Here is an 11,458-nt window from a genome sequence, read left to right on the forward strand (position 1 = left end):
AACACCGCGAGCGCCTATTCTGAGCGCGTAGTGGGCGGCAACTTTATCGACGTGGAGATCCGCCGCGATGACGCGGCACGGTTCGGTCTGAACGTGGCCGACATTCAAGATGTCATCAAGGTCGGCCTCATTGGACAAAGGCGCACAGGCTTCGACGTCTGCAACGGTGACTTCGCTGTCGTCGCCGATCTTGTACAGGCCCAGTTTTTCTACGGTCTGGCGCAAATCCCCGGGCGCCATTTCACGCGACAGGGACACAATCAGGTTCATCGCGTCGTTGCCAATCGCCGTCAGTCCCGCCGCGCGCAGCGAGGTTTCGATTTCATCGCGACTGGGCGGATCGTCATAAACGCCTGCGGCATAGGCCGATGGGTGGCCTTCGAACAATTTGCGCAAGGCCGACCGTGCGTTAAGCTGCCCTGCCGTGATAACGATCTGCGCATCGCCGTCTGCCCAATCTGCCAAGGCAGGGGTGACGAGCTTTGCAATGCCATCAGTGGCGTCTTCGACAAAGGCCACGCGCGGGCCGGGAAAGAATCCTTGTGCCTTAATGGCATCAATTAGCATTGCCGGATCCTTGCGCAGATCAGCACCGGACATCCGCGTCAGGCGCATTTCTTCTTCGCCCTGCGCCCCGACGAGTGCCTTAATGACCTCTTGGCGTTTCAGGGCGACCCGCATTGCGTCGCCGCCAAAGATCAAAATGCCCGCACCCTTTGGATCGGGTTTGCGAAAGTAGGCATTGGCATCGCGGGCAGAAAGTTTCATCCGGCTGAGGCGATGATAATGTCGGTGACAATCAGATCGGCTAGCGCAATGGCAAGACGGTCGCGGGCGTCGTCTTGTGCTTCGCGCGTTGCAATCGTTGTGCCTGCTGCCGAATAGGCGGTGAATGTCGATGCCGTTCCCTGCGCCAGAGGCGTATCATTGCCCGGCTCGCTCAGGACCCATGTTGCGGTGCCCGGCAGATTAAAGCGGGTGATAGACTGCGCAGAGCTGATGGCCAGCGCGCTTTCGCCAATGCTCATCTGGACTGTCAGCAGATAATCACCTTGTTCAACGCGGCCCAGCCGGTCTTCGAGACGTGTGCGCAGACGAAACCCTTCGGGTGTGGCGGGTGCGCGGTAAGCGATGCGACCCCGCAAGGTCCGCCCTGTTCCTTCGGTTCCATAAACCGGCGCAAATCCGCAGCCCGCCAAAGGCAGTGCTGCAAGAAGTTTAAGAATGTGGCGTCTATCAGATGACAACATTGATGATCCGGCCCGGTACAACGATCAGCTTTTTCGGGGTGGCCCCGTCCAGCGCTTTGATTACAGCCTCATCCGCGAGGGCGCGTTTTTCAACCTCTTCCTTGCTCATGTCTTTTGGCACGGACAATTCAGAGCGGCGTTTGCCGTTGATCTGGATTGGCATAGTTATGGTGTCTTCGACCAGCATGGCCTCATCGGCGACGGGCCATGGCGCATTCGCAATCAGGCCTTCGCCGCCCAGCATCGCCCAGATATCTTCGGCCAGATGCGGCGTCATTGGCGACATCAATTGCGCCAGAGCTTTGACCGCTTGGCGTTTCGTGTCGCCGCCAGCCTTGGATTTGGCGATAGCATTGGTAAAGCCATAAAGCTTAGCGATGGAAGCGTTGAAACCAAAGGATTCGACACCCTGCGTTACTTCATGGACTGCCTTATGCATATCGCGCAGCAGGGCTTCGTCCTGATCGTTGGCAGCATCTGTGTTGCCCGCGGATTCAACCGCAATGCGGTAGACGCGCGACAGGTGCTTGTGCGTTGCCTCAGCGCCGGAGGCCGTCCATTCAACATCGCGTTCAGGAGGGGAGTCGGACAGTACGAACCAACGCGCGGTGTCCGCGCCGTATTGGTCGATGATCGCCACCGGATCAACGACGTTGTTTTTGGATTTGGACATTTTGGCAGAGGGAATGATGTCGACCTGCGTGCCGTCCTTCAGGAAGCCGCCACCGTCGCGAAGATCGACCGATTCAGGGTAGTGATAAACCGGCCGGCCATCAGCACCATCGGTCTTGAAGATCGCGTGTGTCACCATCCCTTGCGTGAACAATGCATCGAAGGGTTCAATCGCTTTGGCGGGCAAATGGCCTGTTTTGTGCATCGCGCGGGCAAAGAAGCGCGAATAGAGCAAGTGCAAAATCGCGTGCTCAACGCCGCCGATATATTGATCAACGGGTAACCATTCGTCAGCCGCTTTTGGCTGAGTTGGTGTGGAAGCATGTGGTGCTGTAAAGCGGGCGAAATACCATGAGCTGTCCACAAATGTGTCCATTGTGTCTGTCTCGCGCCGGGCAGGGGCGTCGCAGGTTGGGCAATGGGTGTCTTTCCATGTGGGGTGATGATCCAACGGGTTGCCAGGTTTTTCAAAGCTCACATCGTCGGGCAGTTTGACCGGGAGATCTTCCTCGCGTACAGGCACAATGCCGCAATTGTCGCAGTGGACAATGGGAATGGGGCAGCCCCAATAGCGTTGGCGCGATATGCCCCAATCGCGCAGGCGGTAATTCACTTTACGCTCGCCTTGTACCTGGCCGTTGATATCCACCTTGGCCAACCGATTGGCCACTTCTTCAAAAGCGTCTTTTGGGGTCATGCTATCAAGGAAGGACGAATTGATCATTTGCCCTTCGCCTGTATAGGCTTCATTTTCAACCGCAAATGTTGCAGCGTCTTCACCTTCCGGCATCACCACCGCTTTGACAGGCAAATCATATTTACGGGCAAAATCCAAATCTCGTTGATCCCCGGATGGGCAACCAAAAATGGCACCGGTGCCATAGTCCATCAAAACGAAGTTGGCCACATAGATCGGTAGTGTCCAATTTTCATCAAAGGGGTGTTTCACGTGAATCCCGGTATTGAAGCCGCGCTTCTCAGCCGTTTCAAGGGCAGCAACGGACGTGCCCAAACGGCGACATTCTTCAATGAAGCTTTGCAACTCGGGGTTTGATTTAGCCGCTTCTTGCGCCAAAGGATGATCTGCTGCCACCGCCATAAAGCTGGCACCAAAAATGGTGTCAGGTCGGGTGGTATAAACTTCGAGATCGTCATATCCTTCAGGGGCTGTTGTCTCATCAAGCGCCCAACGAATGGTCAAACCCTCAGATTTGCCAATCCAGTTCTTTTGCATCAAGCGAACTTTTTCCGGCCAATCATTTAGATTGTCGATTTCGTTTAGCAAGTCTTCGGCATAGTCAGTGATTTTGAAGAACCATTGGGTCAGCTCTTTTTGCTCGACCAAAGCACCCGAGCGCCAACCGCGTCCATCGATCACTTGTTCGTTGGCCAACACGGTGTGGTCCACAGGGTCCCAGTTTACCTTTGAACTTTTCCGGTAGATCAGTTCTTCGCTCAAAAAGTCGATGAAGAGTTTTTGCTGCTGCGCATAATATTCAGGATCGCAAGTTGCGAACTCGCGTGTCCAATCCAAGCTAAAGCCCATAGACTTCAGCTGGGTCTTCATGCTCGCGATATTTTGGTAGGTCCAGGTTTTGGGGTGGGCATTGTTTTTCATCGCCGCATTTTCGGCCGGCATGCCGAACGCATCCCAACCCATGGGATGCAAAACATTGTAACCCTTAGCCCGTTTGTAGCGCGCGATCACATCGCCCATTGTGTAGTTGCGGGCATGACCCACATGGCACCGACCAGAAGGGTAGGGGAACATCTCAAGGACATAGTATTTTTCGCGATCGTCCTCATTGCTGGACACGAAGCTTTTGCGCTCGTTCCAAACGTTTTGCCAATGGGGTTCACTTTCGCGCGGATTATACCGTTCTGAGTTGGTGCCGGTCACGTCTTATATGTCCTTTAGGTCGTCATGTTCGATTGGGTCTTGTGCCCAATACTTAAGCTTTGCACCGACCTTCACCAGATTTGGGGGGTGGGGTCAATATGGATTGGCTTTGAATCGTTTGCTCATGGGCGAAAAATGATTCAAATAGAGGGTACAAGTGATTTGAGGTTAAATATGAGTATCGCACAACTAGATGAAGTAAACCAGCGGATCAAAGAAGCGGCGCTGCGTTTTGGACCATTGAGCGAAGATGCGCCGGCGCCGAAATTGATTGCGGTGTCCAAAACTTTTGACGCAGATCAGATCGATCCGATCTTGAGCGCGGGCCAAAAACACTTCGGCGAAAATCGCGTGCAAGAAGCACAAGGCAAGTGGCCTACTTTAAAAGAGAAATATGATGGGATCGTTTTACACCTTATCGGGCCGCTGCAAACCAATAAGGTAAAAGATGCGGTTGCTTTGTTTGATGTGATCCATTCCGTGGATCGAGAAAAGCTGGCAAAGGCTTTGGCCAAAGAATTTACAGCGAGTGGACGGAAGCTGCCAGTCTTTGTGCAGGTGAATATTGGTGAGGAACCGCAAAAGGCTGGGATCGCGCCAAGTGAAACCGTTGAATTTGTGAAAACATGTCAAAACACTTATGGCTTGGATGTGCGTGGTCTAATGTGTATTCCGCCTGCAGGAGCACCCTCCGCACCCTACTTTGCGCAGCTGGCGGAATTGGCCAAGGGCGCAGATTTGCATGAACTCTCTATGGGGATGAGTGCAGATTTTGACACAGCGGTCGAGATGGGCGCAACATATGTTCGGGTTGGATCTGCGATTTTTGGACACCGCGACTATTCCGCCCATTAACCAACACGAAATTCACACGGGCTTGTGATTGGGATGTTAACAGCTAATGTCTACATTAGCGTTTCGATTTGAATTTTGGTGTTGGCCAACAAAAGGCAATAAAATGAATAAGCGTCGGCTTTTGATTGTGGATGATGAAGATGAATTGCGCCAGTCATTGGTGGATCAACTGTCTCACTATCGTGAATTTGAAATCACGCAGGGCGCAGATGCGGCAACGGCGCTGCGTTCTGTAAAAGCCTCGCCATTTGATTTGGTGCTGCTTGACGTTGGCCTGCCGGATATGGATGGGCGCGAAGCGGTAAAGATTATGCGCCAAGATGGGTTCAAAAGTCCGATCTTGATGTTGACCGGGCACGATAGTGACTCGGATGAGATTTTGGGATTGGAAAGTGGGGCAAATGATTATGTCACCAAGCCGTTCCGCTTTTCCGTTTTGCTGGCTCGCGTCCGCGCCTTATTGCGCCAGCATGATCAAAGTGAAGACGTGGTGTTCACCATCGGGCAGTATAATTTCCAACCCGCGACCAAGACCCTTGAAACCGAAGATGGCAACAAGGTGCGTTTGACCGATAAGGAAACGTCAATTCTAAAGTTCCTTTATCGACAGGGCGCAAAAACGGTGTCCCGCGATGTGTTGCTGCAAGAAGTTTGGGGGTACAATAATCGTGTGACCACCCATACGCTTGAAACCCACATTTATCGCTTGCGCCAAAAAATTGAACGCGATCCAAGTAATGCAAGATTGTTGGTGACAGAAGAGGGCGGTTACCGCCTGGTGCCATAGAGTTCTGGATAAGACATGTCTCTTGAAGAAATCACAGCCATCTTAAAACTTGCGGACCCTTTTCAAACCTTGAGTGACGAGCAGCTCAAGCTGATCGGGTTCGTAAGTGATACGCGCAAGCTCGCCGCTGACGAGATATTGTTCAGTGAAGGGGCGATTGCGGATGGGGCATATGTTTTGGTGTCGGGCGCTTTGGTGTCCAGCCATACCGGTTCCAAATCGTCTGGGCCAGCCCTTGACCAAAAGGGGATGACCTTTGGCGAGTTAGCTTTGATCGTGAATAAGCCGCGCCCGGCCACCGTCACCGCCACAAGAGATAGCGAATTGATTTTTGTGCCGCGCACGCACTTCAAGCGTTTGATTGAAAACTACCCAGATCTTGCCGCGAAAGTTGCGGCAAGGATCAAATTGTCAATAAATCGATATGTCCATGCGTTGGGCGCAGCGGACGTGCACCAATAATCTTACCCGAAGTGGGAGATGATCGGCACGTGATCCGAAGGCTTTTCTGACCAGCCACGGGCGTCGCGCAATACCACGGTTTGTGTTGAGTGCTGAGCCACATCGGGCGTTGACCAAATATGGTCGAGCCGACGACCTTTGTCAGATTGGCTCCAATCTTTTGAGCGGTAGCTCCACCAGCTAAATAGCCGCTCGTCGTGCGGAATATGTTTGCGCACCACGTCCACCCAATTTCGCCGTGCTTGAATGGCGTCCAGCAATTCGGTTTCAATTGGGGTGTGGCTGACAACTTTGAGCAGTTTCTTGTGGGACCAAACATCATTCTCGTGTGGGGCGATGTTGAAGTCGCCAACAATCACATGGCCATCATCAAAGTCTTCGTGGTCAAACCAGTCTTGCAATTCAGCCAAAAAATCCATCTTGTGTTTAAACTTTGGATTGATTGTAACATCGGCCTCATCGCCGCCCGCTGGAATGTAGAAATTGTGAATACGGGTTTTGCCAAATGGCGCTTCAACAACACCACTTATGTGGCGAGCATCGCCCATGGCGCAGAATTCGCGCGCGTTGTGATCTTCCATTGGGATGCGTGAAACAATGGCCACCCCATGATAGCTTTTTTGGCCATTGACGGCCTGATAGGTGTAGCCGGATTCTTCAAACGCTTTTTTAGGGAACTGGTCGTTTTGACATTTAATTTCCTGCAAGCACAAAACATCGGGTTTGTGGTCCGCAAGAAAATCTTGGACCATGGGCAAGCGCAAACGCACTGAATTGATGTTCCATGTGGCTACCGAAATCGACATATGTGCTCCCTAAGCAAAAAGTGGCGAATCGCCAACCGCTATATATTGGCAGCTTAGCAAATTGGGTCCACCCGTTTTTCGCTCAAACCTACTTGTAGTCTGGTAGGTAGAAATAGGCTTTTGGAATATCGATTTCAGTTGTGGTGTCATACATAGAAAATGTCACCTCGTTGCCGTTAGGCTCGGTCAGGGTCCATTGGTCAATGTCTTTGGTTTCAAGGTTGAAAATCATGGTGACTGAAACGGGCCCCGCTGGCGTGTCGTCTGCGACGCTAACCGCGATCATTTCCTCGGTTTTGATCACGTCTGTGATGTTGGCAGAAAACAGATCAATCGTATCGGACAGGAACTGGCGCAAAGGTACACGTGATTGGGGGTAGGCGAATTTTGATCGGTCTTTGCGGTTGATCACATAAAAGCCTTTGCCTACGGAAATGACTTCTTCGTATGAAGGAGGGGCATATTTGAAGCGGATTTTGTCTGGGCGCTTCAAATAGAAAATGCCTTCAGAGCGATTGCCGGCGCTGTCTAATTGTAAGAATCGTCCGGCCATTTGATCAATGGCGGAATGGTGCGCACTGATGTCATTTATGATCTGAGTTTCTTCTGGCGTTAGGGTGCGATCCAGGGCGTTGCTGGATGTCACAAAACTGAGAGTGATCAGAATGGCGAATAAGGGTTTGGCAAAGGGGCGCATAAATAATCCGCTGGTTCGTATCGAGGTGTTCAACAAACTCATAAAGCTACAATATGGCAATAGCGTGAGGTGCTAGGGTCAAAGTTTCACGTGAATCAGAACGGAGCGTCTTCTTCACCGCCCACCAGTACTTCGCGTTTTCCTGCATGGTTGGCGGGCGAAATAACGCCCTCTTGTTCCATACGTTCAATCAAAGTTGCCGCGCGGTTGTAGCCGATGGACAGGCGACGTTGGATGTAGCTGGTGGAAGCTTTTCTATCGCTCAAAACAATATTGACAGCTTTGTCGTAAAGTTCGTCGCCGGAGTTGCCAAGGTTTGAATTGCCTAATTCTCCGCCTTCATCGCTCTCTTCGGTCACGCTTTCTAGGTATTCGGGGGAACCTTGTGCTTTGAGATGATTGACCACGGTTTCAACTTCGCCGTCGGCGACGAATGGGCCGTGCAAACGTTTGATGCGACCGCCGCCTGCCATGTAAAGCATGTCACCCATGCCCAACAATTGTTCCGCTCCTTGTTCTCCAAGGATGGTGCGGCTGTCGATTTTTGAGGTCACTTGAAAAGAAATCCGGGTTGGGAAGTTGGCCTTGATGGTGCCCGTGATCACATCAACCGATGGACGCTGTGTCGCCATAATCAAGTGAATACCCGCCGCCCGCGCCATTTGTGCAAGCCGTTGGATCGCGCCTTCGATGTCTTTACCCGCAACCATCATAAGGTCTGCCATTTCGTCAACAATCACGACGATGAAGGGTAGGGGCTCTAGTTCGAACTCTTCGCTTTCAAAAATCGCTTCGCCGGTTTCTTTGTCAAAACCGGTTTGCACGGTGCGCGAAATGACCTCGCCCTTTTTGTTGAACTCTGCAACTTTTTGGTTGAATCCATCGATATTGCGCACACCGATTTTGGACATTTTTTTGTAGCGATCTTCCATTTCGCGCACGGCCCACTTCAGGGCGGTGACGGCTTTGGTTGGATCAGTCACAACCGGCGTCAACAAGTGGGGAATGCCATCATAGATCGATAGCTCGAGCATTTTTGGATCGATCATGATCAAGCGGCACTGCTCTGGTGTCCAGCGATAAAGCAGTGAGAGAATGAATGTGTTCACCGCCACCGATTTACCAGAACCGGTTGTCCCTGCAATCAACAAGTGTGGCATGCGGGCCAAGTCAGCAATCACCGGTTCACCACCAATGGTTTTGCCCAAGCAAAGGGGCAATTTGCCTTTGACTTTTTCAAAGTCGGCGGACCCAAGCATTTCGCGCAAGTAAACGGTTTCACGGGTCTTGTTTGGCAATTCAATGCCTATGGCATTGCGGCCAGGGATCACGGCAACACGGGCCGAGATCGCGCTCATAGAGCGGGCGATATCGTCGGCTAGACCAATCACCCGTGATGATTTGATGCCCGGCGCGGGTTCTAATTCATAAAGGGTGACCACTGGGCCGGGGCGTACATTGATGATGTCACCACGTACGCCAAAGTCTTCAAGCACACCTTCGAGCATTCGCGCGTTGTCTTCCAACACTTCGGGCAAATGTTCGCGGGCAGTTTTAGAAACTGGCGGCTCAGCCATATAGCTGAGTTCAGGCAATTCAAATGTGTCATTGCCCAATAGGCTTTGTTGCGCTTCTGCTACCACACGGCGGCCAGGCGCAGGACGTGGCGCGGGAGCGGTAACCCTTGGGCTTGGCTTTGCAGTCGCTACTGGCGCATGCGAAGCTTGTGCGGGTTCGGAGTAGGGTTGGGCGTAATCGTCAGGTTCAACGTCTATATAGTCGTCTACTTCTTGTGTATGGTGAGTTTGATCGGGCGCATGATTTTCAAAACGTGGTTCAATCCGGCGCTGGTGCTGTTCTGGGGTGCTATGGGTTTGCGGAGCGAGCGATGGTTCTTGCTCGCCTTGGCGCCAAGGCTGTTTTTCAGCTTCAGCTTTTTGGGCTTTGCGCTCAGCCCATGTTTTCTTGAGGCTTACATGGGTAGAGAACACAAGGTGGGTGAGAGCCCCAAGCAATATTGTGAACATGGCGGACAGTTTTGCCCCCACCCATTGTAGGGCCGACTTTGGCTCATCAGATTTATCATCTTTGTCCACATGCTTGTCGGTTTGGGGTTCAAGACCAAAACGAGCGCCTGACTTTATCGCGATCCAAAAGCTGACAAGGGCCGGGGTGAACAAGATGATGGAAAACAACCAGCCTGCCGACGCGCGCACTTCTTCGCCCACAACAAATCCTGCAACAGCGGAAAAACCCAATCCAATAATACCACCCAGCCCCGTAGGGAGCGGCCATGTGGCCGGTGTTGGAATGAACGCTAACACGCCACAGGTGAGCAACAGGGCGCATAGCCACATGACAACACGCAGACCAAAGCGCAATGGAATCTTTTTTCGGACAAGGGAAAGGGACCAAATGGCGGGTGGGGTAATGAACAATAAACCGCTTAGGCCAAAGAATTGGAACATGGTATCCGCCACTACAGCGCCGGGATAACCGAGCCAGTTTTTAACCGGATCGCTTGAGGCATAGCTTAAGCTTGGGTCATTCACTGACCAAGACATGAAGGCCAAAATGACAAAGGCGACGCTGGTCAAACATAGGATACCAATTAGTCGCAGTGGTATTTTGACCGCGATCGCAGTTGGTGTATTTTCTTGTTTTTTCAAAGCGGATGATGTGTGAACAGCCAATGGTCGATCTCATTTTACGCAATAACTCAATTCTTAACGTAAGGGGGCATGGTTAATTTGTGGCTAACTTTTGCATCAAAAAGGGGCCCGGCGGAAATACCGCGGGGCCCCTGATTTTGCGATGACGGAAGCGCCATCAGTCATGGTTCAGATTTGTTCAGAACTCTGGATAAGCTTCAACACCAACTTCTGCCTTATCAAGGCCGAGAGCTTCGTCTTCTGCTGAGACCCGAATGCCAATTGTTGATTTAAGAATAAACCAAACCACGCCAGACAAGATCATGGTGAAGGCGCCAATGGAAACGATACCAATAATCTGGGTGCCAAAGTTACCTGAGCCTGAGAGTGGGGTAACCAATGTGCCCCAGATACCTGCGAGCAAGTGAACTGGGATCGCACCCACCACATCGTCGATTTTGAGTTTGTCGAGCAATGGAACCGCGAAGACAACAATCACGCCACCCATTGCGCCGATGAACAAGGCAAGCATTGACGATAGGGCCGTCAAACGGCAAAGACAGGCGCAAATGTAACCGCGCCGAGAGGGAAACGAAGATGAGCTGGACAACACTGGATCAAATGGACCTTGCAGGAAAGCGCGTGCTGACGCGGGTCGATATCAACGTTCCCATGGAAAACGGCGTGGTGACAGATGCAACGCGGATCGAGCGGATCGTGCCAACGGTCAAGGATATCCTCGCAGCTGGCGGAATGCCGATCCTTTTGGCCCATTACGGGCGCCCCAAGGGGCAGCGCGTGCCGGAAATGAGCTTGCAACAACTGGTGCCCGCTCTCGAGAGTGCTTTTGGATGTGACGTGCTCTTTGCTGCGGATTGCATTGGCGTAGGGGCCGAAGCTGCGGCTGGCGCGTTGCAAGGCGGTCAGGTTCTGCTGCTCGAAAATACCCGCTATCACAAGGGCGAAACCAAGAACGATCCTGATTTTGCCGCCGCAATCGCCAAGCTGGGCGATATTTATTGCAACGATGCCTTTTCCGCCGCGCACCGCGCTCATGCCAGCACCGAAGGTCTGGCGCGTTTGCTGCCCTCTTGCGCAGGCCGCTTGATGCAGCAGGAACTCAGCGCATTGGAAGCCGCCCTCGGCACGCCCAAGCGCCCTGTGGTCGCCGTTGTGGGCGGCGCGAAGGTGTCAACCAAGCTGGAATTGCTGGGCAATCTGGTTGAAAAGGTTGATCATCTGGTGATTGGCGGCGGGATGGCGAACACCTTTCTCGCGGCCCAGGGCATTGCTGTGGGCAAATCACTGGCCGAGCATGAGATGACAGGCACTGCCAGCGAGATCCTTGCCAAGGCGACAGCCGCAGGATGCGAGATCG

9 protein-coding genes and 2 pseudogenes are annotated in these 11,458 nt (G+C 52.5%); 4 read left to right on the forward strand and 7 right to left on the reverse strand.

Annotated features, from left to right (window positions below; translation table 11 throughout):
- From Q0231_RS14090 to leuS, 3 genes and pseudogenes are all read right to left on the reverse strand, one after another.
- Positions 1–768: pseudogene (locus Q0231_RS14090) on the reverse strand (hypothetical protein); the annotation flags it as partial.
- Complete coding sequence (lptE, locus tag Q0231_RS14095; protein WP_299348365.1) at positions 765–1,250, reverse strand: LPS assembly lipoprotein LptE; 486 nt, start codon at positions 1,248–1,250, stop codon at positions 765–767. The gene lptE and the pseudogene Q0231_RS14090, both read right to left, overlap by 4 nt.
- Positions 1,237–3,822 carry a leucine--tRNA ligase gene (gene leuS, locus Q0231_RS14100; protein WP_299348368.1) on the reverse strand — a complete coding sequence of 862 codons (2,586 nt, stop codon included), beginning with the start codon at positions 3,820–3,822 and terminating at the stop codon, positions 1,237–1,239. Before leuS ends, lptE begins: the two co-directional genes overlap by 14 nt.
- A 174-nt stretch (positions 3,823–3,996) precedes the next feature.
- Here leuS and Q0231_RS14105 point away from each other — a divergent pair, with 174 nt between their 5' ends.
- From Q0231_RS14105 to Q0231_RS14115, 3 genes are all read left to right on the forward strand, one after another.
- A complete protein-coding gene (locus Q0231_RS14105; protein WP_299348371.1) occupies positions 3,997–4,677 on the forward strand; it encodes a YggS family pyridoxal phosphate-dependent enzyme in 681 nt (226 codons plus the stop codon).
- 103 nt (positions 4,678–4,780) lie between these two features.
- Positions 4,781–5,464 (forward strand): response regulator transcription factor, encoded by a 684-nt coding sequence (locus tag Q0231_RS14110; RefSeq protein ID WP_269393407.1) that lies wholly within the window; start codon positions 4,781–4,783, stop codon positions 5,462–5,464.
- Positions 5,465–5,479: 15 nt separating this feature from the next.
- A complete protein-coding gene (locus Q0231_RS14115) occupies positions 5,480–5,926 on the forward strand; it encodes a cyclic nucleotide-binding domain-containing protein (protein ID WP_299348375.1) in 447 nt (148 codons plus the stop codon).
- A gap of 2 nt (positions 5,927–5,928) precedes the next feature.
- On the opposite strand, the gene xth is transcribed toward Q0231_RS14115, so the two are convergent.
- The 4 genes and pseudogenes from xth to Q0231_RS14135 all read right to left on the reverse strand — a co-directional run.
- Positions 5,929–6,732 carry an exodeoxyribonuclease III gene (gene xth / locus Q0231_RS14120; RefSeq protein ID WP_269393409.1) on the reverse strand — a complete coding sequence of 268 codons (804 nt, stop codon included), beginning with the start codon at positions 6,730–6,732 and terminating at the stop codon, positions 5,929–5,931.
- Between the two features lie 88 nt (positions 6,733–6,820).
- Positions 6,821–7,429, reverse strand: coding sequence for an outer membrane lipoprotein carrier protein LolA (locus tag Q0231_RS14125; protein WP_269393410.1), 609 nt, complete (start codon positions 7,427–7,429; stop codon positions 6,821–6,823).
- A 95-nt stretch (positions 7,430–7,524) separates the two neighbouring features.
- The gene (locus Q0231_RS14130; protein ID WP_299348382.1) at positions 7,525–10,050 is read right to left on the reverse strand and encodes a DNA translocase FtsK; all 2,526 of its coding nucleotides are present in this window, start codon (positions 10,048–10,050) and stop codon (positions 7,525–7,527) included.
- Between the two features lie 229 nt (positions 10,051–10,279).
- Positions 10,280–10,609 (reverse strand): annotated as a pseudogene (locus tag Q0231_RS14135) (ammonium transporter); the annotation flags it as partial.
- A 68-nt stretch (positions 10,610–10,677) separates the two neighbouring features.
- Between Q0231_RS14135 and pgk the strand changes: the two are divergent.
- On the forward strand, positions 10,678–11,458 hold a 781-nt coding region (pgk, locus tag Q0231_RS14140), incomplete at its 3' end, for a phosphoglycerate kinase (protein ID WP_299348379.1).

Origin of the sequence: uncultured Maritalea sp., from assembly GCF_937139385.1 — a bacterium.
Lineage (GTDB): Bacteria > Pseudomonadota > Alphaproteobacteria > Rhizobiales > Devosiaceae > Maritalea > Maritalea porphyrae_A.

Coding starts and splice junctions, on each gene's coding strand:
- lptE (WP_299348365.1), bottom strand. CDS start 1,250: ATGTTGTCATCTGATAGACGCCACATTCTTAAACTTCTTGCAGCACTG.
- Q0231_RS14105 (WP_299348371.1), top strand. CDS start 3,997: ATGAGTATCGCACAACTAGATGAAGTAAACCAGCGGATCAAAGAAGCG.
- Q0231_RS14110 (WP_269393407.1), top strand. CDS start 4,781: ATGAATAAGCGTCGGCTTTTGATTGTGGATGATGAAGATGAATTGCGC.
- Q0231_RS14115 (WP_299348375.1), top strand. CDS start 5,480: ATGTCTCTTGAAGAAATCACAGCCATCTTAAAACTTGCGGACCCTTTT.
- xth (WP_269393409.1), bottom strand. CDS start 6,732: ATGTCGATTTCGGTAGCCACATGGAACATCAATTCAGTGCGTTTGCGC.
- Q0231_RS14125 (WP_269393410.1), bottom strand. CDS start 7,429: ATGCGCCCCTTTGCCAAACCCTTATTCGCCATTCTGATCACTCTCAGT.